The sequence below is a fragment of the uncultured Abiotrophia sp. genome (genome assembly GCF_938010525.1).
In the GTDB taxonomy this organism is placed as follows: domain Bacteria; phylum Bacillota; class Bacilli; order Lactobacillales; family Aerococcaceae; genus Abiotrophia.
Genome location: NZ_CALLVK010000021.1, coordinates 68,666 through 92,884, shown reverse-complemented (window position 1 = coordinate 92,884; position 24,219 = coordinate 68,666). Strand labels below are relative to the sequence as shown.

At 46.8% G+C, this 24,219-nt stretch carries 20 protein-coding genes and 1 tRNA gene; 19 read left to right on the top strand and 2 right to left on the bottom strand.

What is annotated here, in order from left to right:
- Window positions 1-4: 4 nt before the first annotated feature.
- From Q0339_RS05110 to Q0339_RS05050, 13 genes are all read left to right on the top strand, one after another.
- Window positions 5-77, top strand: a tRNA-Lys gene (locus tag Q0339_RS05110).
- A gap of 195 nt (window positions 78-272) precedes the next feature.
- A complete protein-coding gene (locus Q0339_RS05105; protein ID WP_298077740.1) occupies window positions 273-1,364 on the top strand; it encodes an ABC transporter ATP-binding protein in 1,092 nt (363 codons plus the stop codon).
- Window positions 1,365-1,374: 10 nt separating this feature from the next.
- The gene (locus Q0339_RS05100) at window positions 1,375-2,193 is read left to right on the top strand and encodes an ABC transporter permease (protein ID WP_023391131.1); all 819 of its coding nucleotides are present in this window, start codon (window positions 1,375-1,377) and stop codon (window positions 2,191-2,193) included.
- On the top strand, window positions 2,186-3,013 hold the full coding sequence (locus tag Q0339_RS05095) for an ABC transporter permease (RefSeq protein ID WP_298077739.1): 828 nt from the start codon (window positions 2,186-2,188) through the stop codon (window positions 3,011-3,013). Before Q0339_RS05100 ends, Q0339_RS05095 begins: the two co-directional genes overlap by 8 nt.
- Window positions 3,006-4,079, top strand: a complete 1,074-nt coding sequence (locus Q0339_RS05090) for an ABC transporter substrate-binding protein (RefSeq protein WP_070756558.1) — start codon at window positions 3,006-3,008, stop codon at window positions 4,077-4,079. The genes Q0339_RS05095 and Q0339_RS05090 overlap by 8 nt, the downstream gene beginning before the upstream one ends.
- On the top strand, window positions 4,079-4,468 hold the full coding sequence (locus Q0339_RS05085; protein ID WP_298077738.1) for a GtrA family protein: 390 nt from the start codon (window positions 4,079-4,081) through the stop codon (window positions 4,466-4,468). The genes Q0339_RS05090 and Q0339_RS05085 overlap by 1 nt, the downstream gene beginning before the upstream one ends.
- 493 nt (window positions 4,469-4,961) lie before the next feature.
- Complete coding sequence (locus Q0339_RS05080) at window positions 4,962-5,552, top strand: CDP-archaeol synthase (protein ID WP_298077737.1); 591 nt, start codon at window positions 4,962-4,964, stop codon at window positions 5,550-5,552.
- Window positions 5,553-5,562: 10 nt separating this feature from the next.
- The gene (locus Q0339_RS05075; RefSeq protein ID WP_298077736.1) at window positions 5,563-8,055 is read left to right on the top strand and encodes a PEP/pyruvate-binding domain-containing protein; all 2,493 of its coding nucleotides are present in this window, start codon (window positions 5,563-5,565) and stop codon (window positions 8,053-8,055) included.
- Window positions 8,045-8,674: a CDP-alcohol phosphatidyltransferase family protein gene (locus Q0339_RS05070; protein ID WP_298077735.1), complete on the top strand. Its 630-nt coding sequence runs from the start codon at window positions 8,045-8,047 to the stop codon at window positions 8,672-8,674. Before Q0339_RS05075 ends, Q0339_RS05070 begins: the two co-directional genes overlap by 11 nt.
- Window positions 8,667-9,530 carry a phosphatidylserine decarboxylase gene (locus tag Q0339_RS05065; RefSeq protein ID WP_298077734.1) on the top strand — a complete coding sequence of 288 codons (864 nt, stop codon included), beginning with the start codon at window positions 8,667-8,669 and terminating at the stop codon, window positions 9,528-9,530. Before Q0339_RS05070 ends, Q0339_RS05065 begins: the two co-directional genes overlap by 8 nt.
- The gene (locus Q0339_RS05060) at window positions 9,523-10,422 is read left to right on the top strand and encodes a UbiA family prenyltransferase (protein ID WP_298077733.1); all 900 of its coding nucleotides are present in this window, start codon (window positions 9,523-9,525) and stop codon (window positions 10,420-10,422) included. Before Q0339_RS05065 ends, Q0339_RS05060 begins: the two co-directional genes overlap by 8 nt.
- Complete coding sequence (locus tag Q0339_RS05055; RefSeq protein ID WP_298077732.1) at window positions 10,422-12,896, top strand: phosphoenolpyruvate synthase; 2,475 nt, start codon at window positions 10,422-10,424, stop codon at window positions 12,894-12,896. Before Q0339_RS05060 ends, Q0339_RS05055 begins: the two co-directional genes overlap by 1 nt.
- A complete protein-coding gene (locus Q0339_RS05050; protein ID WP_298077731.1) occupies window positions 12,883-13,950 on the top strand; it encodes a hypothetical protein in 1,068 nt (355 codons plus the stop codon). The genes Q0339_RS05055 and Q0339_RS05050 overlap by 14 nt, the downstream gene beginning before the upstream one ends.
- A 54-nt stretch (window positions 13,951-14,004) precedes the next feature.
- Here Q0339_RS05050 and Q0339_RS05045 read toward each other — a convergent pair whose 3' ends face one another.
- Window positions 14,005-14,514 (bottom strand): HXXEE domain-containing protein, encoded by a 510-nt coding sequence (locus tag Q0339_RS05045; protein WP_298077730.1) that lies wholly within the window; start codon window positions 14,512-14,514, stop codon window positions 14,005-14,007.
- A gap of 246 nt (window positions 14,515-14,760) precedes the next feature.
- Between Q0339_RS05045 and pulA the strand changes: the two genes are divergently transcribed.
- Window positions 14,761-16,689 carry a type I pullulanase gene (gene pulA, locus Q0339_RS05040; RefSeq protein ID WP_298077729.1) on the top strand — a complete coding sequence of 643 codons (1,929 nt, stop codon included), beginning with the start codon at window positions 14,761-14,763 and terminating at the stop codon, window positions 16,687-16,689.
- A 100-nt stretch (window positions 16,690-16,789) separates the two neighbouring features.
- On the opposite strand, the gene Q0339_RS05035 is transcribed toward pulA, so the two are convergent.
- The gene (locus Q0339_RS05035) at window positions 16,790-17,122 is read right to left on the bottom strand and encodes a hypothetical protein (RefSeq protein WP_298077728.1); all 333 of its coding nucleotides are present in this window, start codon (window positions 17,120-17,122) and stop codon (window positions 16,790-16,792) included.
- A gap of 205 nt (window positions 17,123-17,327) precedes the next feature.
- Between Q0339_RS05035 and pepA the strand changes: the two genes are divergently transcribed.
- The 5 genes from pepA (at window position 17,328) to polA (ending at window position 24,188) form a co-directional block, all read left to right on the top strand.
- Window positions 17,328-18,407 (top strand): glutamyl aminopeptidase, encoded by a 1,080-nt coding sequence (gene pepA, locus Q0339_RS05030; protein WP_298077727.1) that lies wholly within the window; start codon window positions 17,328-17,330, stop codon window positions 18,405-18,407.
- A 60-nt stretch (window positions 18,408-18,467) separates the two neighbouring features.
- Complete coding sequence (gene ytpR / locus Q0339_RS05025) at window positions 18,468-19,097, top strand: YtpR family tRNA-binding protein (protein WP_298077726.1); 630 nt, start codon at window positions 18,468-18,470, stop codon at window positions 19,095-19,097.
- Between the two features lie 73 nt (window positions 19,098-19,170).
- Window positions 19,171-20,019: a hypothetical protein gene (locus Q0339_RS05020; protein ID WP_298077724.1), complete on the top strand. Its 849-nt coding sequence runs from the start codon at window positions 19,171-19,173 to the stop codon at window positions 20,017-20,019.
- 36 nt (window positions 20,020-20,055) lie between these two features.
- Window positions 20,056-21,387 carry a UDP-N-acetylmuramate--L-alanine ligase gene (gene murC / locus Q0339_RS05015; protein ID WP_298077723.1) on the top strand — a complete coding sequence of 444 codons (1,332 nt, stop codon included), beginning with the start codon at window positions 20,056-20,058 and terminating at the stop codon, window positions 21,385-21,387.
- A gap of 158 nt (window positions 21,388-21,545) precedes the next feature.
- The gene (gene polA, locus Q0339_RS05010) at window positions 21,546-24,188 is read left to right on the top strand and encodes a DNA polymerase I (protein WP_298077722.1); all 2,643 of its coding nucleotides are present in this window, start codon (window positions 21,546-21,548) and stop codon (window positions 24,186-24,188) included.
- The last annotated feature ends 31 nt before the right edge of the window (window positions 24,189-24,219 follow it).

The window sequence follows — 24,219 nt, the reverse complement described above, 5'->3', positions numbered from 1 at the left end:
TTACGGGGGTATAGCTCAGTTGGTAGAGCAAATGACTCTTAATCATTGGGTCTAGGGTTCGAGTCCCTATACCCCCATTGCACTCGCCTTTTGATAGGCGAGTTTTTTCTTTTTTCGGGCTGAGTTTAGTCTCAGTTTTTTACATTGTAATTCCCTACCATAACTGCTATAATCAAACTCAGTGAGGGGTCCCCTCATGGCAAAAAAACTACCCAAAAGGAGTCAATAATTGTCGAAAAAATAACCCCTATGGGGGCAACAGGAGCAATGTAATGAATAAAACGCAACACAGCGTGGTTCTCAAAGGCGTTACTAAGTCTTATGATGACCAGCAAGTCTTAAAGTCGATTGATATGGAGCTTGAAAAAGGCAAGTTCTATACCTTATTAGGTCCCTCTGGCTGCGGTAAGACAACTATCTTACGAATTATCGCAGGCTTTTCTTCGGCCACTAGTGGTCAGGTTTATTTGGATGGTGAGCCGGTCACAGACGTGCCTGCCAATCAACGGAAGGTCAATACAGTCTTTCAAGACTATGCCCTCTTCCCTCATATGAATGTTTACGACAATATTGCCTTCGGTCTATCTGTTAAAAAGGTAGATAAGGCAACAATTAAGGAAAAGGTAACGGAAGCCCTCAAGATGGTCCGACTCTCAGGTTATGAGAATCGTGCAATCTCTGAAATGTCTGGGGGTCAGCGCCAACGTGTGGCTATCGCCCGTGCCTTGGTAAATGAGCCAGAAGTGCTCTTGCTAGATGAGCCTCTATCAGCTCTGGACTTGAAGTTACGTACCGATATGCAGTACGAATTGCGTGAACTGCAACGTCGACTAGGCATTACCTTCGTCTTCGTCACTCATGACCAGGAAGAAGCGCTTGCCATGTCCGACTGGATTTTTGTCATGAATAACGGGGAAATTATCCAATCAGGGACCCCAGTAGACATTTACGATGAACCAATTAACCACTATGTTGCCGACTTTATCGGTGAATCTAACATTGTGGATGCCCGCATGATTGAAGATTACCGCGTAGAATTTGTTGGTAAGGTCTTTGACTGTGAGGATGCTGGTATTCCAGCTGGTGAAATGGTTGAGATTGTTATCCGTCCCGAAGATATCGACGTAACCACGCCTGAAAAGGGCAAGCTGATTGCGACCGTCGATACCATGCTTTTCCGTGGCGTCTTCAACGAAGTCATCGCCTATGACGAAGATGGCAACGAGTGGATGATTCATACCACTAAGAAGGTGACCGCTGGGGCCAAAGTAGGTCTCTTCTTTGAACCAGATGCCATCCACGTAATGCGCTTCAATGAGTCGGAAGAAGATTTCGATGCCCGTCTAGAACAGTACGAAGACTAGGAGGGGGCCTATGAACCGCAAGTATAACCATCTCTATGCTATTCCTTATTATCTCTGGCTAGGTCTCTTCGTTATTTTACCCTTGGTCTTAGTTTTGGGTTCTTCCTTCTTTGATATTCATGGGAACTTTACCTTGGCCAACTATGCTGAGTATTTTTCTTCTATTAACTATATCAAGATGACTATGAACTCCTTTATCTATGCTGGGCTCTTGACCATCATTACGCTAGCTCTTAGCTATCCTATGGCCTATCTGCTTAGCAAAACAAAGCACCGTCAGCTCTGGATGCTTTTGGTCTTGCTGCCAACCTGGATTAACCTCTTGCTTAAGGCTTATGCCTTCATCGGCCTCTTGAGTCAGACTGGCTCAGTCAACCAATTCCTGACCTTTATGGGGATTGGACCTAAGCAGTTACTCTTTACCGATGCGGCCTTTCTCTTGGTAGCTGGTTATATCGAATTGCCATTTATGATTATGCCAATTTATAACTCTATTACGGAGATTCCGCATTCCTTGATGGAAGCATCTTCAGACTTAGGCGCTTCAAAATGGGCGACCCTTCGTCGCGTTGTCTTCCCACTGTCTATGCCCGGCGTGCGTTCAGGGATCCAGGCGGTCTTTATTCCGTCCTTGTCCCTCTTCATGTTGACTCGTCTCATCGGTGGGAACCGGGTCATTACCTTGGGGACAGCCGTTGAACAACACTTCATGGTCACTCAGAACCGAGGCATGGGTTCCACCATTGGGGTCGTTCTCATGGTGCTCATGGTGCTAGTCATGTACTTAACCCGCGACCGTAAGGATAAGGGGGCCATGACTCATGAATAAGATTTTTAAGTTTTCTAACCTATATCTCTGGTTTATGTTCGCTGTTCTCTACTTACCAATTTTCTATTTGATTTTCTACTCCTTTAATGCAGGAGGGGATATGAATAGTTTTACTGGCTTTACTTTAGACCACTATACCAAGGTCTTTGGTGATACCCGTCTTATGATTTTCATTCTCAACACCTTCATTTTAGCCCTCTTATCAGCTCTGTTGGCAACAGCCATTGGGACCTTAGGGGCCATTATGATTTATTATTTGAGACAAAAATCTAAGCGCCAGTTAGTACTGAACCTTAACAATATTCTGATGGTAACGCCTGACGTTATGATTGGGGCAAGTTTCCTCATTCTCTTCAGTCTCTTGGCCATTCAATTAGGTTTCTTCAGTGTTCTTTTGGCTCACATTGCCTTCAACGTCCCAATTGTAGTCCTAATGGTACTACCGCGTCTCTATGAAATGAATGATACCATGGTGACGGCTGCTCAGGACTTAGGGGCTAACTACTTCCAAGTCTTGACTCGAGTAGTCTTGCCAAGCATCGCGTCAGGGATTATGGCCGGCTTCTTTATGGCCTTTACCTATTCTCTCGATGACTTTGCAGTCACCTTCTTCTTGGCAGGGAATGGTTTCTCAACCTTATCAGTTGAAATCTACTCGCGTGCACGTCGCGGTATTAGCCTTGAAATCAACGCTATCTCTACTTTGATGTTTATCATGAGTTTGATTTTGGTAATCGGTTATTACTTCATCCAAACAGGGGAACAACGCCGACTCAATCGTATGGCTAAGGCACAGAAGGGAGGCCGTCGCCGTGCGTAAGATTGTTCAAGGGATTCTAGCGATTCTGGCTATTAGTGCTGTCCTCTTCGGTGTTCGCTATCAGTTGGAACATGCAGAGGGCTATACCGGTGACAAGGTCATTAACTTCTATAACTGGGGCGATTATATCGACCCAGAACTACTCAAGGAATTTGAGGCCGAGACAGGCTACAAGGTCATCTATGAGACCTTCGATTCTAACGAGGCCATGATGGCTAAAATCCGTCAAGGTGGGACTCCTTATGATATCACGGTTCCTAGTGAGTACATGATTCAGGAAATGATGAAGGACGGCATGGTCTTGCCTTTGGATCACAGTAAGCTAAGCAACCTACAGCACTTGGATCAACGTTTCTTGAACCTAGACTTCGACCCGGATAACAAGTATTCTGTTCCTTACTTCTGGGGCACCCTTGGGATTGTGTATGACACCAGCAAATACAGCGAAGAAGACTTCCAGTCATGGAATGATCTCTGGCGACCAGAATTGCGTAATGACATTCTGATTTATGATGGCGCGCGTGAGGTAATGGGGATAGGCCTCCAATCCTTGGGCTACTCCCTCAATGAAACGGATGATTTAGCGCTTGAGTTGGCGACAGTTAAGCTCAAGCAATTAATGCCAAACATCCGGGCTATGGTGTCGGATGAGATTAAGATGTACCTATCTCAAGGTGAAGCGGGCGTCGGTATTACCTTTTCGGGAGAAGCCAAGACTGCCTTGGAACGTAATCCTAAGCTAGCCTATACAGTACCTAAAGAAGGTTCCAACATCTGGTTTGATAACATTGTCATTCCTAAAACAGCGCGCAATGTAGAAGGTGCCTATGCCTTGATTAACTTCCTCTTGCGTCCAGATGTGGCTGCGCGGAATGCCGAGTATATTGGTTATGCAACTCCAAACAAGACTGCGATGGAACAGTTACCTGAAGATGTAACGCAAGACACGGCTTTTTACCCTGACGATGAGCTCATTGCTCGCTTAGAAGTATACAAGGGCTTGGGACAAGCCAAGCTCGTTGAATACAATGACCATTTCTTAGAAGTCAAGATTGAGGCTAAATAGTGAAAAACAAATTATCGACTCAAATTTTGAGCTTTTTGGTGGTCGGTGGCCTCTCGACACTAATTGACTTTGCTATCGTCTATGGCCTCAATGGTATCCTAGGCTGGCATTATCAGCTGGCAGTCCTTATCGCCTTTGTCCTAGCTACCGTCTTCAATTACTGGGCAAGTATGCGTTTTACCTTCGAAAGCAAGTTTAGCCCGGAACAAAAACATCAAGAGTTTTTGCTTTTTCTAATCTTAAGCTTACTGGGTTTGGCTCTTACTGCTGGACTCATGTGGGTGGCAGTCGATGCCATGCATTGGCCGGTCATGCCAGCCAAGGTGGCGGTGACAGCTATTGTCATGGTCTTCAACTTCCTGACTCGCAAACTCTTGCTAGAAAAATAAAGTATCAAGCTGACATCCTAGGATGTCAGTTTTTTTGTGAGGGGAAGGCTAGGTATTAAGCCTACTAAGTTATAAATTACCTTAGCTAATAAGTAAAGTGATTTTACAGCTCTCTATATAATGAAATACTAATCTCAATTATCACATTAATTAGCTTCAAATCCCTATAATATAGGATATCTAGCGTATAAGTACGGTAAGGAATATGAGTTTTATATTGTTTTCATTATAGAGTTGATGGTATACTATAGGAATAATAAGTCAGACCCTCCTCTAATTTTGAAAGAAGATTGGCAAGCCAAGACTTAGTCAGCTCAGACTAGCTTGCTAGCTCTTTCAAGGGGGAAGAGGTCTAAGTAGCGAATGCGGAGGCTGGGGGGACCTAGCTTCTTTTTGTATATCGCTCCTTATCTTCTCCTCAAGGAGACGGACGACTAGCTGCTTTTCATGCGGCCAGTTTGGTTCTTATATTAGTTCAAAGGAATGACGCAGCATGTCCATGATTCTCTCTCTCTATCTGACCCTTATGCCAGTCATATTGGCAGGTATTGCCAATATGATATTTTGTAAATCTTCCCTATTAGACTCAGTTAACCAGCCTATTGATGCTGGACGCCTACTAGGGGACGGTCGTCGTCTTTTTGGGGCCAATAAGACTTGGAAGGGATTCTGGGGGATGGTAGTCTGGGGCTTACTTGCTCAATTAGTTTGGTCCTATGTTCTGGCGAGTCAGCCGGATTTAGAGAAACTTCATTTGATTTATGCTCATTATCCGAATAATCTAGTGACTAACTTTCCGCTAGGTATCCTCTTGGGCTTGGCCTATGTGATTTTTGAATTACCTAATTCTTATCTCAAGCGTCGCCTAGATATTTTACCAGGTAAGACCTCTAAGGATGCTTGGAAGTATCCTTTTATTTTGCTGGATCAGATTGATTCCTTAATCGGGATTCTCTTGGTCTTACACCTTTATATTTCCTTAAATTGGGCACAAGTCATTGGCCTATTGCTTGTAGGGACATTGACCCACTTAGGAGTTAATCGTCTACTATATCTAGCGAAATTAAGGCAAAATCGATTGTAGGAGTAATAAGATGGATACACTCTATCAAGCCAAACAGACCCCAAGCTATGGGGGGAAAATTAATCATCTTTTGGATCTGAGGCAGCTCAATCTCCCAGTACCAAATGGACTTATTCTATCAGCCGAGCAAGTTATGACCTGGCTAGCTGATTGCTGGCCGGAATTAGCTAGCCCAGGACTAGATTGGGAAAAGTGGCTCAAGTTAGATCGAAAAGTGGTACAAGAACGGTTAGAAAGTCAGAATCTTCCGGCTAAACTAGAGGTAGCTCTGGAGAATTTTATAGAGGACGGTAAGACCTATATTGTTCGCAGTAGTGCCCTCTTGGAGGACCAGGCGACGACTTCTTTTGCCGGTCAATATGACTCGATAGCAGATTGCCAGACTATGTCATCAATTGCATCCGGGATTAAAGCTTGCATCTTGTCATTACTTAAACCTCAAGCCCTTGCTTATTGGCATCGCCAAGAGCAATCCTGGCAGGACTTTGGCTTAGCCATTTTAATCCAGGAGCAATGTCAGCCTGATTATAGTGGGGTCTACTTCACCTTGAACCCTGAATCTAACCAAGACCAAGAGATGCTGATCGAATATGTAGCTGGAGCGGGAGAGCAGTTAGTCAGTGGACGCGTGAATCCAAAGCGATTAAGCTTATCTTGGTATGAACCGGATTTGAAGCTAGCTGTAGCCAGTGGTCTATCCCAAGCCCTACTGGCCAGACTTCATGAACAAGCCATGCTTATTAGCGCCCACTTTGGTCGCCCAATGGATGTCGAGTGGTGTGCCTGCGGTGACCAAGTCTATCTAGTTCAGGCTCGCCCTATGACGACTCTGCCTACTCGAGTCAGCCAAGGACGTTGGACGACAGCTAATTTTCGCGATGGCGGTGTGGCAGCCCAATCCTGCCCTAATCTCATGTGGAGTCTCTACTTTGATGCTTGGCAAGAGTCCTTGTCGAGCTTCTTGGATGCCATTGACTTAGCCCCTAGTGGCCCTATGCCGGACTTGATGCGTCGGCATCATGCTCGTCCCTACTGGAATTTAGGGGTAGTAAAAGCAGCCATGCAGCAAATTCCTGGTTACATTGAACGGGATTTCGATGATGAGCTAGGGGTTAATAAGGATTACGAGGGTAGAGGACACCTAAGTCAGTTAAGTTTGGGTCTTCTGACACGCTTCATCAAGGTGGCTTGGAAGACACAAGGGCTTACCAAAAAGTTTATGAAAGCAGCCCCTGAAAACTTAACTAACTTACAGGACAATTTTAAGCAGCTAGAGACTGAGATTGCAGGGTTAAGTTACGAGACGCCCTTGGAACAAGTTGAGGCCCTCTGGCGTCAAGTTATCTTAGACTGCTACAGAAAAACGGAGCAGACTTATTTCTGGCAAGCCTACATCAATACGGTTCAACTCTCCATGCAAAAGACGCGGTTACTCAAATGGTTAAGCCAAGACCAGTTCTTTCAATTGATTGCAGACCTAGGTAATATTTCCCATACCCAGCCCTTAGAAGAAATGCTAGCCTTAGCTAGTATGATTCGAAGTCGGCCTCTGATAAAAAACGATTGGATGCAGCAAACAGTGCCAGGTTTATTAGAGCTTGCCCAGCAAGAAGGGCAGCGGGATGATTTTAAGGCCTTAGCTGGTTTTATGGCTAAGTTTGGTCATCATTCAAGGCGAGAATTAGACTTGAGGGTACCAAGTTACATGGAAGAACCTGAACAAATTTTAGCGCTAATCCAACGCCTAGTGCTTGACGATGCTTATTATGATAAGGCGCAAAAGTCTCTGGTCAGACAGCACAAGAATCAAGAGCTACCTAGTGGCTTGACAGGACGTCAAAGCCGCAAGATTAAGAAGATTGCGAACTCCTTACGTCACTTATTGTGGTGGCGAGAGGAGTTTAAGGATTGCTCAACTCATGCCTACCACCTGATTCGGCAAGTCAGTCTGGCTTTGGGTCGAGCCTATCTTAAACAAGGATACTTAGAGCAAGTGGAAGATATCTTCTATCTAACCAAATGGGATCTCTTAGCCTTCATGAATGACAAAGATAGAAGTATTGACCTACAGCAACTAGTCAAACAGGATCGCCATTATTGCCAGTCCTATGATAAAAGTCAGGCTCTAGGAGACTTAACAGAAGGTAATTTCCAACCGCTCCCACAAGGCAGTCGGGAAGCTTACTTGAGTGGCATGCCTGCTAGCAGTGGTCAGGTCACGGGGCGAGTGCGCGTGATTTTAGACTTGGCAGATATAGCTAGCATTCAACCGGGTGAGATTTTAGTGACAGCTTATACCGATACGGGTTGGAGCTATGTCTTTGGCATCTTAGGAGGCCTGATTACGGAGACGGGTGGGGTACTCTGTCATGCCTCGATTGTAGCCCGTGAATGTGGTATTCCGGCACTGGTTTGTGTCCAAGAAGCAAGCAAGAGGCTCAAAACGGGCATGCTAGTCACGCTAGACGCAGAGAAAGGAAAGATTCATCTACATGAAGATTAAAAACTATTTGATTGGAGAGTATGATAAGTCGGTCATACTTACTTACTTGGGAGCGGCCTTTGCCTTAGTAGCTATCTATTGGACCTTACAAGGGCAGGTCCGGCTAGCCATGATGGCCTTTATCCTTAGTGGAATTTGTGATCTCTTCGACGGTGTAGTGGCTAGACGCTTACCACGGACACCAGAACAGGAACGTTTTGGCATTGAAATTGATTCACTCTGCGATATGATTAGCTTTGCTGCCTTGCCAGCTTTTCTACTCATGTCACAGCTAGCTCTTGGACCTGCCAATCTCTTGCCTGCTATTATCTATGTGCTAGCAGCTGTGACGCGCTTGGGGCACTTTAATCGCTTGGCCAAGCATGATGAGGGGAGCGGGCAATATTTTGTCGGGGTTCCCGTCACTTATGGCGCCTTGTGCTTTCCCTTAAGCTATCTGTTAGGTCAATGGTTGGCTCCTGGATTCTATACTTGGCTTTGGTTGGGATTAGCCATACTCTTAAGCGGCCTATTCGTCTGGAACCAGCCCGTTCCTAAGCCGAACAAGAAGGCTTATCTGGCTTTTGCCTTATTAGCGATTCTTAGCTTAATCGGGCTTTGGGTCTTGCCTTATGGTTAAGGTTTACCAGCGTCAAAGTGGTCAGGTCATAGAGCCTGCTGTCTATCAAGAAGGCTTGGTTAATCGCCTCTATCAGACTAGATGGGGGCGATGGCTTCTCCCTCTCTTGACACGGCCTAGCATCTCCTATTTGCTGACCCTAAGTGATTACTTGCCCTGGTCAAAAGCTAAGGTAAGAAAGTTCCTAGAGACCTATGACCTGTCTCTGGCTGACTACCAAGAGGGGACCTATCCCCACTTTGCAGCCTTTTTCCAGCGAAAAATTCAGCCAGACTTACGCCCTGTCTGTCCAGAAGGGCAAGTATTGGCCGTAGCCGACGCCAAATTACAAGTTTTTGATATTCATGAAGACTTAAGTTTGGTCTTAAAGGGCCAAAGCTATGATTTGGCAGAGTTATTGGAAGATGACCAACTAGCGCAGGCCTTTCAAGGTGGGCTAGCCTTAGTATTTCGTCTAGGGGTCGAAGACGTGCATCGCTATTTAGCCATTGAATCTGGGGTGATTACCCATCAAAAAAGCATCAAGGGCAAGTTGCATAGTGTGCGGGAAGTAGCCCAAGCCCAGCGATTGATTTATCGTGAGAATAGCCGGCATTACTGTCTGATTGAGACAGAAGAGGGGCCAGTTCTCCAGATGGAAATTGGTGCACTGCTAGTCGGTCGAATTTATAACCATCATCAATCTTACCTAGTCAGAGGCCAGGAGAAGGGCTATTTTGGCTTAGGTGGATCCACTATCGTCGTACTATATCCAGCCAATCGTATTGAGCTGGACCAAGATATTAGATATTACTCAGACTTAGGTATCGAAAGCCAGGTCAGAATGGGTGAAAGGATAGGTGTTAAACATGTTTAAGCGTTTAGCGATTTATTATAAGGAAATGTTTCCGCTGGGGTCGCGTTTTATCGTGGCAGCCATTATGTTTTTCGAGATTTACTTTGTCCTCTTGTTAAATGACGGGGTGACCAACTTTAATTTCAACCATCAAGAATTGATTGGGATTTTCACCATTTTTGTATTCTTAATGATTTTACGTATTGCAGATGACTTCAAGGACTATGAGACCGATCAACGACTCTTCCCCCATCGGGCTTTGCCGTCAGGACGGGTCAAGAAAAAGGACTTGGCTATCGCTTTAGCCTTTATCGTCACGGTCTCTGTTATTTTGAATATCTTCTTCATGAATAATATCTTTTGGTTCCTCTTCCTCTATATCTACGGAACCTTGATGTCTTTCTGGTTCTTTAAGCGAGATAAAATTCAAAACTCATTGCCTTTAGCCTTGGTGACCCATAATCCGGTCATGATGATTCTGAATCTCTATACTATTTCCTTCGTATGCTATAAGTATAATCTGCCCCTAATATCAGTCCCGACCGTTCTCTTGGCCTTCACTATGTACTTCCCAAGCTTGATTTGGGAAGTCTGTCGTAAGATTCGAGCACCAAAAGATGAGACAGAATATGTAACTTATTCCAAGCTCTTCGGTTATAAGAAGGCTACCCGTTTCATCGAAGTAGTCACCATTCTAGATATTATGACCAACTTCCTTCTGCTCTGGAATATTTCCCATGTAGGGGTCGTGGTCTTGGTGCTTAATGTTATCTGGATGACGGTGCAGTTTGAGCAGTTCATTAAGGACCCAACCCTCTTCAATATCCGGGAAAGAGTTGAGCGTTATACCTATATTACTGAGACCACCATGGTCGTCTCAGTAGCTGTCTACCTCTTGATGGGAGTCTTCTAATGAAACAAGTCTATGATCTCCAGAAAGTGGGAGGGAAAGCCTACCACCTCATGGAAATGACCAAAGCGGGGCTACCAGTACCTAGTTTTGCGGTCTTTGCCTTTGACTGTTTTGATCGAGCGGACAGCATGGATTTTCTGGCTAGTCAAGAAGCAGCCTATCAGGCGGGTAATCTGAGTTTGGATCAGCTGAGTCAAGAACTATTGGCTTGGGCCACAGAGATTTTTGCTAAGGAAGATTTAAGTCCTGTGCTGAGCTGGGTCAAGCAAACTTTTCCATCTGGTCAGGTGCGTTTGGCAGTTCGTTCATCTGCTAGCATTGAAGATGGTGCCGTCTCATCTTTTGCCGGACAATTTGAAAGCCAACTAGATGTCCCAATCGACCACTTACCCCAGTCTCTAGAGCGTACTTTCTTGTCCCTCTATCAGGTATCCGCTCTGGCCTATCTCTTCAAGCAAGGGATTAGCCTGCCAGAAGCTCAGATGAACTGTCTGGTTCAAGTCATGATTAAGGGGGATTTATCAGGTGTTTATTTTACAGCCAACCCTAAGGGAATTCTTAATGAACACATTGTGGTTGTGGGCCAGGGATTAGGTGATCAAATTGTAGAAGATAAGGTGCCTACTAGTATGGTGACCTATCATCCGGCAGATCAGCTATCCTATACGGAACAAGAGCCAGGGGCCCCAAGTTTAACAACTAGTCAATTAGGGGACCTAGAATCCTTAGCCCAGCAAGCCATGGCGCTTTTTGGCCCCTATTTGGATTTGGAGTTTACCTTCCAAGGAGACCGGCTCTACATCTTACAAGCACGTCCTATTACTACTTTGCCACAAGGCAAGCAAATCATTCTGGATAATAGTAATATTGTGGAGAGCTATCCAGGTCTCTCTACACCCTTAACTATCAGTTTTATTCAAGAAGCCTATGCCAGTATATTCCGTGGTTTGGCTCAAAGGTTGGTGGGCAAGGGGGCAGCTGAACTGGCTGCCTATGAGCCGACCTTCCAGAATATGCTCTGTCCAGTCAATAGTCGAGTCTACTATCAAATTCAAAGTTGGTACCAGCTTCTGCAATTGTTGCCTTTCTCTAAAAAGATTATTCCTATCTGGCAAGATATGCTGGGCGTGAGGGAGACGGAAGTGCCGGCCATGCCGGTCCATCTCTCGCCTTGGAAGCGACTTAAGATTATGGGCCGAATTATGCGCGAGTTTTTCACCTCGCCTAAGCAAATGGCCCAGCTAGAACAGGGATTCATCCGGATTCAAGCAGTCTTTCAAGAGCGCTTCTCGCCAGATGCTGATTTGGAGCAGCTGACAGCTCTAGTTGTACAGCTTAAGGATGAGATTCTAGCACATTGGGATATTACCTTGATTAATGATCTTTATGCCTTCGTCTATACGGGTTTATTGAAAAAGTCGCGTCAAGGGCAAGATATTCAGGCAGAAATCGCCGGTATTGAACAGATTGAAAGTATGCGGCCGGCTCTAGCCCTTCAGGACTTAGTTGGGGAGCTCAAGGATCCCAAGAACCAAGCTCTTCGCCAGGCACTAGAAAAAGAAGATGCAGCAGACTTTTTAAGTCGACAAGATCCCTTAGTAACCAAGATTCGGGATTTTATCCAAGAATTTGGTGACCGGGCACCCGAAGAACTGAAGCTAGAAACACCGACCTTCCGTACCCATCCACAAGGCCTCTTATCCTTGCTGGTTCAAATGTGCCAGCAAGAAGCTCCTGACCTAAAAGCCTCAAATGCCGCAAGCAATCAACCAAGAAGTTGGTGGACGGGCTTTTTACGCCGTCGCGCTATGACTGGCGTAAAGTACCGAGAAAGCTCAAGGCTAAATCGGACACGGATTTATGGGATGATGCGGATGATTTTCCGAGCCATTGGGGCGCAACTTGCCAAGCAAGGCTATTTAGAGACAGAAGAAGACATCTTCTATCTGACCAAGGAAGAAATCTTTGAATTGGCCAGCCAGCCACACTCAGTATCGGACCTGATTGCAGAAAGACGCGCTAAGTTAGCGGGTGACAGGACCTTACCAAACTTCAGCCGCTATGTCTTCTTGGGTCAAGTATTTGAGAAGTTTGTGCGATTTTCAGGGCAGGCACGTAGCCAATTGAGTCGGGCAGAACACCTTCAAGGAATTGGTTGCTCGCCTGGTCGCGTTAAGGGCCAAGTGCTAGTAGTGGACGATGTTCAAGCCATTGAATCTGCTCAGGGTAAGATTATGGTGACCAGAATGACAGATCCAGGGTGGGTCTATCTCTTAACTCAAGCCCAAGGGGTCATCGCTGAGCAGGGATCCCTCCTGTCTCATACAGCCATTATTTCGCGTGAGCTAGGCATTCCATCAGTTGTGAATGTGCGGGGTGCTACGCAATTGATGAAAAGTGGGGATTGGATTGAGATGGATGGCTTAAGCGGCCAAGTGACCATTTTAGAGGAGGCGGGCCATGCTGACCATTAAAGCTGTGCAGCCTCATTCGCCGGAACTAGTCGACTTTCTAGCCTTGCCGCAGAAACTTTACGGCAAGGGGCACTTAATGCAGTCACCTGAAGAGGAAGCAAGTCTGATTAGTGGGACCCATCCACTTAGCCCGGAAATAGAAGTGAGAGCCTTTGTCGGTTACCAAGACCAGCAAGTTCAGATTCGAGGCTTGCTGACTTATTATCCAGTCGATGGCACTTGCTTCTTAGGCTATTTTGAGTCCTTAGATGATGTGGGCATGGCCAAGCAGTTTATAGCTTACATAGCTGAACAGGCCCGCAACTTAGGGGCTGAAAAACTCATTGGCCCCGTTCAGGCTAGTTTTTGGTTGGGCTATCGCATGCAGCTATCTGGCCATGAGGACTTACCTTTTACTGGCGAGCCCCATCAGCCGGCTTATTACCCCAAGCTCTGGGAGGCAGCGGGATTCAAACTAACCGAAAGCTACCTGTCTAATTTCTATCCTAAGGTAAGTCCCACTACCCAGGAAGCCAAACTAGCTAAGCGTTATGAGGCTGCCTTAGCAGCAGGGATTAAGATTCGATCCCCCCACAAGTCGGATTGGACTAAGGTGTCCTTACAAGTCTTTGAACTCTTGAATCGACTTTACCGAGATTTTCCTATTTACCGTTCCTTGCAAGGGGCACAATTTAGTGCTATTTTCGAGAAGTATCGTTATATTTTGGATTTTTCTATGGTTAAGTTGGCCTATCAGGAGGATAAGCTAGTGGGTTTTTTGATTACCATGCCAGACTATGGAGCCTTGGTTTATCAAAAGTTAGATTTATTTACTTTAGCCAAATTATTTTGGATTAAGCATCGAGCCAAACGCTACATCATACTCTACCTAGGAGTGGATCCGCAGTATTTGGGTTTGGGGTCAGCGCTGAGCTACCCAATTTTTAAGGAGGCTCAAGCCAGAGGAGCTTCTGCTGTTGGAGCCTTAATACATCAGCATACACTGACACGTCACTATGCTGCTGACTTACAGGGAACTAGCCATACTTATGGACTCTATCAACTCTTACTATAAAAAAGCTCGCACTTGCGATAAGTGCGAGCTTTTTATATGGTCTTAAATAGGGGACTAGGCTTTCTGAGATTTAATGGTTTTCGTCACTAACCGCATCAATTTATGGGCAAAAGCCAGATTGACTACCATCAGAATCACACATAGCAAAGTCGAGATAAGTAGACTAGTCAGGCTGTATGAAGTCATGGCAATGGCTCGTTTGATAATCAGGATACTTGGGGGGAGCAGCACTAGGCTGCTAGCCAGGGCAGGGATGTATTTCCTAATGAGGATACTTTGGATAAGGTGGATAATCAAGTGGAGGCAGAAGGCTATGAGGGCCCCTAGCCAGACTAGATAGTTAGCAAAATACAGGCTAGCGCCGGTGATGATAATGACTAGTAGATACTCCTCTAATACTGCCAGAGCAAAGCCTGAGGGGGAAAAGTGTTCGTAGCTAGCTGCAATTCTCGGGTACTTATTTATAATCGCTTGATTTTTGTCCAACCATGGACCAAAGCCGATGATTTCTTCCATCTCGTGTAGCATAAAAATGACAGGAAATAACCATAAGAGATTTTCCATAATTTGCTTCCTCTCCTTGTTTTTTACTTTTGTATTGTAGCGCTTTAAGACCTGCATTTCAATCATACTGCATGTATAAAATAGACAGCTAGATGAGACTTTGGGTCATAAGATGAGAATCCTATAAGATTAGTTGTTTTCTCACTGTATTTAAGCTAAAATGTAAGGCTAAAGACTTGTTTCTGAGCACCGTTTACGGTACACTATGCGTGAGAATACGTATACATAGAAAGAGAGAGAAATACTGTGACAGATTTAAATCCAAATCAGGCGGTGGGATTGGCTACCAAAGCAGTCAGAACGGTTGATTTTGATCAAGAATTTGCCTATGACGGACCTTTAGGTGCCTTTTATACACCTCAATCAACTCGTTTTATCGTTTGGGCACCAACGGCTAAGAGCGTGACCGTTGAACTTTATGAATCCAACCAACCGGATAGTGACTTGGCTAGCGTCCATGTTATGCAACGTGGTGAACGCGGTACTTGGGTCACTGAAATTTTAGGGGACTTGCATCTAACAGCCTATACTTATCTATTAGACCATGGTTCATTAGGCCTTAAGCGTAGCCAGGATCCTTATGCCATTGCGGCGGTAGTCAATGGTGACCGCAGTGTGGTAGTTAACCCAGCTGCTACTCAATTAGAAGGCTTTGATCGTATGCCTGCTTTTGGCAAGGCGACCGACGCCATTATCTATGAGCTCAACGTCCGCGACTTCTCAGTAGCGGAAGATTCTGGGATTTCGGCCAAAGGTAAGTTTTTAGGACTTGTCGAAGAAGGCACTCATACCTCTAAAGGCCAAGTAACTGGTTTAGACTACCTTAAGTCGCTGGGCTTTACCCATTTGCAATTATTACCAATTTATGATTATGCGACAGTAGATGAGACAGAAGCCAAGCCATCAGCCTACAACTGGGGCTATGATCCTAAGAACTACAATGTGCCAGAAGGCTCTTATGCGACGGATCCTTATGATCCACTTAGCCGGATTTTAGAACTCAAGCAAACCATTAAGACCCTTCACGACAATGGTCTGCGCGTCATTATGGACGTGGTCTATAACCACGTTTATCAGTTTGACTTGCAGGCTTTCCAGAAGATTGTGCCAGGTTATTTCTTCCGTTATGATCAGGCAGGTAACTTGTCTAATGGGACTGGGGTCGGCAACGATACTGCTTCTGAACGCTATATGATGCGCCGCTATATCTTGGATTCCATCCTTTACTGGACACGAGAATTCAAATTAGATGGCTTCCGCTTCGACTTAATGGGGATTCATGACGTTGAAACCATGTTGGCTGTACGTCAAGCCCTGAATGAAATTGATCCTTCCATTATCGTTTTAGGCGAGGGTTGGAACCTGGGTACTATGTTGCCTTATGAAGATAAGGCTGCCCAACACAATGCCTACCGTATGCCAGGAGTGGCTCATTTCAACGATTCTATTCGTAATGCCCTCAAAGGTGGTAACTTCAACAAGCAAGAAGGCGGCTATGTCAATGGACGTCCTGACTTAGAAAAGTTAGTGGCTCAGAACCTCTTAGTAGGGATTCCTAACTCGGCTTATGCTAGTCCGGACCAAGTCGTCCACTATGTTGAGGCCCACGATGACTTAACTCTCTATGACAAGTTGTGTTATACTCATCCGCATGATTCTGAAGAAGTTCGTGTTCGCCGGGCCTTAATGGCGACCAGTCTGGTCCTCTTGGCGCAAGGGATTCCCTTTATTCATGCTGGTCAAGAGTTCTTAAGAACCAAAAGACTGATAGAGAATACCTATAATGCACCGGATGAAATCAACCAATTTGACTGGAACCGAGTAGCGGAGCATCAAGATACGGTGGATTATGTCCGTGGCTTAATCAAGTTACGTAAGAGCTCGCCCCTCTTCCGCCAAAACTCTTATGATGAAATCCTCAACTCTCTGGCTGTCTATCAGTTACATGATGGCGTCATTGCCTACCAATTGGAAGATGAGAATTCTGCTTATTTCGTTATGATTAATGCTAATGATTGGCGCATGCCGATCACCTATCTGCCACATGGTCTCTACCGCAAGGTAATCGTTGATTATACGGCACCATTGGAAGAAGGCCAAGTCTTCGACCTTAATGGCCACTACGAAATGCCTGGTCTGTCTGTAACCGTCTTGGAACGTGTAGAAAAAGCATAATAAGCAAGCAAATCAATCCGACCACATGAGTGGTCGGATTTTTGTCTTTCAGCATGCAAAAAAGAGCCGCCAGAGCGACTCCTTGACTTCTCGATTCTCCTTAGCCTTCTACAGGGAAGAGGTCTAGAATTTGACCAGTGTAAATATCGCAGACGAATTGGTAGTGAACCAGTTGTTCCCCTTCATAGCGACTAATGCCCCCAATATAAACTTGAGGTTGGCTCTCCAATTCAGGGTACTCAACCGGAACATAGTGGATCCAAGAGCCTTCAATTGGTCCTTGTTTAGCAAATTCAGCCTTGACTTCGGCTAGGACCCGACTAGGGCGTTTAGGTTGGGATTCCAAGTAGAAGAGAGTCCCGGCAGCGCCGACGATGGCGCCGGTTAAGAGCAAGAGGCCACCGACAAGGCCTTTACGTGGAGTAGATGACATAGTATTTTTCCTTCTTTCATAGGCATGGTGCGCGCTCCATCAGAGAGCGGTAGGTGGGGGCGCACAGGCTTGTGCTCCGTACTCTTAGTGTAACACAAATTCGAGTACAATTCATTGATTTTACTAAGCGCACGTGAGATAATAAAAAGAGTAAAATCTACCTATTTATAATGGTGAAGGAGGTAGCGGTGCGACCGCGACAGGCATGACATTACAAGGCTTTGACTTAATCAAACATCTGACCGAATTACAAGGGATTTCGGGCAATGAAGGGCAGGTTCGTCGCTTCTTGCAGGAAGAGTTGACCCCCCTAGTTGATAAAATCGAAGTGTTTGGGATTGGCAACCTCTATGGGATTAAGTATGCTAAGAATCCAGAAGCACCACGTCTCATGCTAGCAGCTCATATGGACGAAGTCGGCTTTATGGTTCGTCAGATTACCTCGAATGGTCTCTTCACTGTGACACCTATTGGGGGCTGGAATCCTTATAGTATCTCAGCTCAACGCTATACCCTTCAAACCCGTAAGGGGGACTATGTCTGCATTTCGTCATCTGTGGCCCCTCACTTATTACGGGGCAAGGATGGGGCGGCTAAGTCAGTGGCGCCTGAAGATATCCTCTTTGATGCTGGCTTTACTTCCCGTGACGAAGCCTTGGAATATGGCGTGCGTCCTGGCGATTCCATTGTGCCTGAGACAGAAACCGTCTGGACGGCTAACAAGCAAGCTCTAATCGGCAAGGCTTGGGATAACCGCTATGGCTGTGCCGTGATGTTAGAAGCCATGCGGGCTGTTAAAGACAAGGAGCTAGCGGCAACCATTATTGCGGGGGCCAATGCTCAAGAAGAAGTCGGTTTGCGTGGGGCCAAGGGGGCAGTCCATCGCTACCAACCAGATGCCTTTATTGCCGTAGACTGTTCGCCAGCCGATGACACGGATGACAGCAAGGATAAGTTTGGACAACTTGGCGGTGGTTTTCTCTTGCGGGTGCAGGATCCAGGCCATATTACCCATCGCGGTATGCGTGAGTTCTTGTTAGATACAGCAGAAACTCACAAGATTCCATACCAATACTTCTTTTCCAAAGGTGGAACCGACGCGGGTGCCGCCCATGTCAGCAATGATGGGGTGCCTTCGGCAGTCATTGGGGTCTGCGCCCGTTACATTCACGGTCACCAAACCCTTTTCCGCATGGATGATTATGAGGCAGCCAAGGAAATGGTCATCAAAGTCCTAGAGACTTTCGACAAGACAACCTTAGCGACCATTCGCGCAAATGTCTAAGGACAGCTTACATAAAATTGATATTTCAGATAAGTAGACGAAAGGAAGAAAAGATATAATATGTGGTTAGCATTCTATAATCCTGGAGGCGTCGGTGACGTGCTCCTTCTCACTAGTGGTCCAGTTTCTTCACACGAGATTGACCCAGATAGCAAAGGTCAGGTAACCGCCCTGCGCCATCATCAATCTCAAGCCATTGTGGGCTATAACCTCTTCGGAGTGGCGGACTTGAACTTAACTGGAGAGGGTCATGTGACCTTGACTGCCGAGCAAGTGGCTCAAGTCAATGCCCGTATTCAAGCTGCAGGCTTCGACCAAGCGGTTAGTTTTGATGCTTCACCTCGCTTAGTAGTTGGTTATGTGGAAGAGTGTGTTGACCATCCAGATAGTGACCACTTGCATATTACGCAAACACGTGTAGCGGCTGACACCGTTCTACAAATCGTCTGTGGGGCAGCCAATATTGAAGCCGGCCAAAAGGTCCTAGTGGCCCAACCAGGTGCCGTTATGCCAGATGGCTTAATTATTTGGCCAGGCCAATTACGTGGCGTTGACAGCAATGGTATGATTTGTTCTACACGCGAACTAGGTTTAGATGCCATTGAAAATAAACCAGGTATCTGGGTATTGAAAGATGACTTAGCAGTCGGCACACCACTTGAGCAAGTCGTCGCCCACTACCAAGGCTAGTTTCGTCATTTAAGTGATAAAGACTAGCAGCTAGTGTGTTAAGCAAGACCAGGAAATGAAAGGACGGGGGCTTATGAAGGACTACCAAGGACCCGCTTACCAGAAGCGGAATGTAAATTACGACAACCGACGTTTTAACCGGGAATCCCAATCGCCTTCAAGTAAGGGCACCCCTTACAAGTTCAAGTCTGCGCTAGAAGAAAAGCAAGAGACCAGCCGGGGCCATCGACCTGTCTATCATCACGAGCAACCTTGGCGGGATCAACCGCAAAAGATGATTGACGCCAGTCAGACACCACCGCCAGCTACGACACAGGAGCCATTGGAAGAGGCTGACTATCGGGTAGCCTACCGTGAGCGCCGCAATAGTAGCCCAAATCAGCGCTTTAATTCGGATTTGGTGCGGGAACGCATGATGTCAGAGCCAATCGAAGAGGAAAGTCCCGCGCCTAGCTATCGACCGGGTGAGGAGCTAAGACTGCCACAAACCCATTCTGACCGTTTGGATCGAGCCTATGTGGCACCAGCCGAGCGGCGACCTCAAAATGACTGGCCCAAGCCTGGTCAAGCCGACAGTCGACGTCAAGACCGCCAGTCCCTAGATGATTTTCTTGAAGCTCCGACTTCTCAGCGCCCACGCCAGGCTTGGCAGGCTAGCGCCCAAAGAGAGCGGGAGCATCATGAGGCCAGCAGCCAACGGCAGGTTTCAGATGCCCAGGCTAAGTTTCAGTCTATTTTAGAGAATGGGCGAGATAGCCAGGAAGTGGCAAAACAGGCGCGGGCAGAACGTTTCCAACCTAAGGAACTACCTAAGCCTTATCAGCCACCGCAATCTCAAGCTGTGACGGAAGTCGGGGTCTCGCGTGAGATTTTGTCCCGTATGCGTAAGGACAAGGACAGCTATTTATTATTTGAAGACTAGAAATTAATTGAGTGAAAGGACGTGTGTAGGTTGATTATGGACAAAGCAACAACCTATCATTTTGTGGGAATCAAAGGCTCAGGCATGAGTGCTCTCGCGCTTATCCTGGTAGGAGAAGGCTATAAGGTACAGGGGAGTGACGTAGGGAAGTACTTTTTCACCCAGCAAGGCTTAGAAGCTGCGGGTGTGCTTATGATGGAATTCTCGGCTGACAATATTCAACCTGGCCTGACCATTATTGCAGGCAATGCCTTCGGGGATGACCATGAAGAATTGGTGCGGGCGCGCGAATTGGGCTTACCAATCTACCGCTACCATCATTTCTTAGGTAAATTGATTAAGGGCTATACCAGTATTGCCGTTTCAGGCTGCCACGGTAAGACCTCTACCACAGGTCTCTTGGCGCATACCCTCAAGCACTTAGCCCCACTGTCTTACTTGATTGGGGATGGAACCGGTTATGGGCAGGAGTCTGCCAAGTACTTTGGTCTAGAAGCCTGCGAGTATCGTCGCCACTTCCTGTCCTATGAACCAGATTATGCCATTATTACTAACGTGGATTTTGACCATCCAGATTATTTCACTTCTATTGACGATGTCTTCTCAGCCTTCACTAGTTTTGCCGGTCAAACCACGAAAGCCGTGATTGCCTGTGGGGAGGATGCTTATTTACGCCAATTAAAAGCGCCAGTCCCTGTCTACTACTATGGCTTTGACAGCAATTCAACCGTCTATGCAACCAATGTTGAACGGGCTCAAGATGGGTCTTCCTTCGATGTGACCTTTGAAGGCAAGTTCTTAGGACGTTTCCATGTGCCGACCTATGGTAAGCACAATATCTTGAACGCTTTGGCGGTCATTACGGTCTTAACCTTGGAAGGTTTTCCGGCAGATGCCATTGCCCAAAACCTAGCGACCTTCACTGGTGTCAAACGTCGTTTCAGCGTTAAGACAGTGGGTGATTTAACCATCATTGACGACTATGCCCACCATCCAAGCGAAATCAAGGCGACCATTGATGCGACCAAGCAACGCTATCCAGACAAACGCTGTATCGCAGTCTTCCAACCCCATACCTTTAGCCGGACAGTGGCCCTGCTTAACGAGTTTGCTGAGTCACTTAACCTAGCAGACCAAGTCTATCTCTGCGACATCTTCAACTCTGCCCGTGAGCAAAGTGGGGAAGTTACTATTCAAGACTTGGCGGCCTTAATTGACCAAGAGGTGGAGATTATTTCGAGCGAGCACTTGTCTCCACTTATGCAGTATAAGGACGATGTCATTGTCTTTATGGGCGCGGGTGATGTGGATAAGATTGCCCAACGCTTTGAAAAAGAATATGCCCGCCTACATCCAAATGTCCTCTAAGACTCACTTGGCGGCTAAGACCTAACACTCAACACAAGTCATCACGATCAGCCATTCTTAGCGGCTTGTCCTAAGGGATGCTGCTGGATTGGCTGATTTACTTTGCTTCAGGCTATTAGAGTCTAGGAGCTTATCATTAACACTTAAGGAGGCGCCCCATGACCCAGCGCAAAATTTTACTGATTGATGGAAGCAGTTTGGCCTATCGGGCCTTCTTCTCCATTTTGGATATTGAACGATTCAAGAATAAGGCAGGTTTACATACCAATGCCTTGTTTAGCTTTAACCGCATGCTGGACGGGGTTTTAGACCAATTTAAGCCTAGCCATGTCTTGGTGGCTTTCGATAAATCTGGTCATACCTTCCGGACGGAACAGTACCCAGAATATAAGGCAGGACGCCAAAAAACACCGGGCGAGTTCCGCGAGCAACTGCCTTATTTTCGTGTGCTCTTGGATGCCTATGGCATCAAGTACTACGAATTACTCCACTATGAAGCGGACGATATCCTAGGCACCCTGGCTAAGGCGGCAGATCCAGATGACCAGGTCATGATTGTGTCGGGGGATAAGGACTTGACCCAATTAGCCAGCGACCAAGTGACAGTCTATATTACCAAAAAAGGCGTAAGTGAGCTAGAGCCTTACACGCCTGCCAGCATTTGGGACAAGTACCAGCTGACGCCCCAACAGATTATCGACCTCAAGGGACTGATGGGCGATAGCTCGGACAACTATCCGGGTATTGAACGGGTAGGGGAGAAGACCGCCCTTAAGTTGCTCCATCAATTTGGGACGGTCGAAGGCCTCTATCAAGGCCTGGATCAACTCAAGCCTTCCAAGATGAAGGAAAACATTATCCGGGACGAAGCCAATGCCCGTCTCAGCAAGTCCCTAGCCCGCATTGTCCAAGATGCACCACTAGAAATCACTCTCGATGATTGCCAACTGGGACAGCGTGACCTAGCTCAGTTAAGTGAGTTCTATGTCCAAATGGATTTCCGTAGCTTTCTCGCCCAACTCCACCAGGGGACGGAAGTCGTCGCTAGTCAAGAGACCAGTAGCTATCCTGTTACCTGGTTGGAGGCCATTGAAGAAGACCATGTCAAGGTAGCCGGCGCCTTCTATCTGGAGACGCTTAGCGAGAATTATCACTTTGCACCAGTCCTGGCGGTAGCATGGACCCAAGGTGACCAGGCTTATGCCGCAAGTGGCCAAGTCGCCTTTGCTAGCTCAGCCTTCAAAAAATGGCTAGAAGATGAATCTCTTCCTAAAATCAGCGCAGACCTTAAGCGAGACAGTATCTTGCTGGACCATCAAGGCCTGACGCTGGCGGGTGTGACCTTCGACGTGGGCTTGGCGGCTTATCTGGTTGATGTCGAGAAGATTAAGGATTTAGCTAGCTTGGCAACCTATCTAGACTTGGGAATCCAAGTTCAGCTGGATGAAGTAGTCTATGGCAAGGGCGCCAAGCAGGCCCTGCCAGAAAATGAGCGCTTAGCCCAACACTTGGCGGACAAGGTTTCACTTTTGGAGCAAGCCGTAGCCCCCTTGACCCAACAACTGGATGACCTGGGCATGACGCAGCTCTACCAAGATATGGAATTCCCGCTGGCACAAGTCTTGACTGATATGGAGAAAAGAGGGGTAGCGGTCGATGTGGCCACTCTGGATCAGATGAATGACTTGCTCTTAGCACGTTTAGAAGAATTAGAGGCGGAAATCCAAGCACTAGCAGGACAAGCCTTCAATCCTAATTCGCCTAAACAATTGGGTGAAATCCTCTTCGAACGCCTAGGCTTGCCGGTCATTAAGAAGACCAAGACTGGCTACTCGACGGCAGCCGATGTCCTAGAAAAACTCAAGGATGCCCATCCCATTGTAGCATCCCTCTTGACCTATCGTCAGCTGGCTAAGCTTCAGGGAACCTATTTGGCCGGTTTACCTAAGTTTATTCAAGCTGATGGCAAGATTCACACCCGCTTCGTCCAAACCCTGACCCAGACCGGTCGCTTATCCAGTGCGGATCCTAACTTGCAGAATATTCCCATTCGGATGGAGGAAGGCCGCAAGATTCGTCAGGCCTTTGTGCCGTCTGAACCAGGCTGGCAACTCTTTGGTGCTGACTATTCGCAAATCGAGTTGCGGGTGCTGGCCCATATTTCAGGTGATCCGCACATGAAGCAGGCCTTCTTGGAGGGGCAGGACATCCATGCAGCCACGGCACGACGGGTCTTTGGCCTTTCGGATGATGCGGTGGTGGACAGTGATATGCGGCGCCAGGCTAAGGCGGTTAACTTTGGGATTGTCTATGGCATTAGTGACTACGGCCTGTCCCAAAATTTGGACATGCCGCGTAAGGAAGCCAAGGCATTTATCGACCGTTACTTGGCCGAATATCCAGGTATCTCGACCTTTATGCAGGAGATTGTGGCTCAAGCTAAGAAAGACGGCTATGTCAGCACCTTGTGGGGCCGGCGACGCGCCTTGCCGGATATCTATTCCAGCAACTTTAACCTGCGTTCCTTTGCAGAGCGGACGGCTATGAATACGCCAATTCAAGGGACGGCCGCCGATATTATTAAGGTAGCCATGGTGGCCTTAGATCAAGCCATTCGTCAACGCGGTCTCCAGGCTCGTCTGCTCTTACAGGTGCACGATGAGTTGATTTTAGAAGCGCCTCAAGAGGAAATCGCCATTTTAGAAGACTTGGTACCGGAAGTCATGGAGGGCGCTGTTAGCCTATCGGTACCGCTCAAGGTAGAAGCAGCCAGTGGTAGCAACTGGTATCAACTAAAATAAGGCCTCGGCTCCTTGACGAGCCTGGTCTAGA

Bases quoted from the DNA above. Each gene is read 5' to 3' on its own strand.
- Q0339_RS05105 (WP_298077740.1), top strand. From the start codon at position 273: ATGAATAAAACGCAACACAGCGTGGTTCTCAAAGGCGTTACTAAGTCT.
- Q0339_RS05100 (WP_023391131.1), top strand. From the start codon at position 1,375: ATGAACCGCAAGTATAACCATCTCTATGCTATTCCTTATTATCTCTGG.
- Q0339_RS05095 (WP_298077739.1), top strand. From the start codon at position 2,186: ATGAATAAGATTTTTAAGTTTTCTAACCTATATCTCTGGTTTATGTTC.
- Q0339_RS05080 (WP_298077737.1), top strand. From the start codon at position 4,962: ATGTCCATGATTCTCTCTCTCTATCTGACCCTTATGCCAGTCATATTG.
- Q0339_RS05075 (WP_298077736.1), top strand. From the start codon at position 5,563: ATGGATACACTCTATCAAGCCAAACAGACCCCAAGCTATGGGGGGAAA.
- Q0339_RS05070 (WP_298077735.1), top strand. From the start codon at position 8,045: ATGAAGATTAAAAACTATTTGATTGGAGAGTATGATAAGTCGGTCATA.
- Q0339_RS05065 (WP_298077734.1), top strand. From the start codon at position 8,667: ATGGTTAAGGTTTACCAGCGTCAAAGTGGTCAGGTCATAGAGCCTGCT.
- Q0339_RS05060 (WP_298077733.1), top strand. From the start codon at position 9,523: ATGTTTAAGCGTTTAGCGATTTATTATAAGGAAATGTTTCCGCTGGGG.
- Q0339_RS05055 (WP_298077732.1), top strand. From the start codon at position 10,422: ATGAAACAAGTCTATGATCTCCAGAAAGTGGGAGGGAAAGCCTACCAC.
- Q0339_RS05050 (WP_298077731.1), top strand. From the start codon at position 12,883: ATGCTGACCATTAAAGCTGTGCAGCCTCATTCGCCGGAACTAGTCGAC.
- Q0339_RS05045 (WP_298077730.1), bottom strand. From the start codon at position 14,514: ATGGAAAATCTCTTATGGTTATTTCCTGTCATTTTTATGCTACACGAG.
- Q0339_RS05035 (WP_298077728.1), bottom strand. From the start codon at position 17,122: ATGTCATCTACTCCACGTAAAGGCCTTGTCGGTGGCCTCTTGCTCTTA.
- pepA (WP_298077727.1), top strand. From the start codon at position 17,328: ATGACATTACAAGGCTTTGACTTAATCAAACATCTGACCGAATTACAA.
- ytpR (WP_298077726.1), top strand. From the start codon at position 18,468: ATGTGGTTAGCATTCTATAATCCTGGAGGCGTCGGTGACGTGCTCCTT.
- Q0339_RS05020 (WP_298077724.1), top strand. From the start codon at position 19,171: ATGAAGGACTACCAAGGACCCGCTTACCAGAAGCGGAATGTAAATTAC.
- murC (WP_298077723.1), top strand. From the start codon at position 20,056: ATGGACAAAGCAACAACCTATCATTTTGTGGGAATCAAAGGCTCAGGC.
- polA (WP_298077722.1), top strand. From the start codon at position 21,546: ATGACCCAGCGCAAAATTTTACTGATTGATGGAAGCAGTTTGGCCTAT.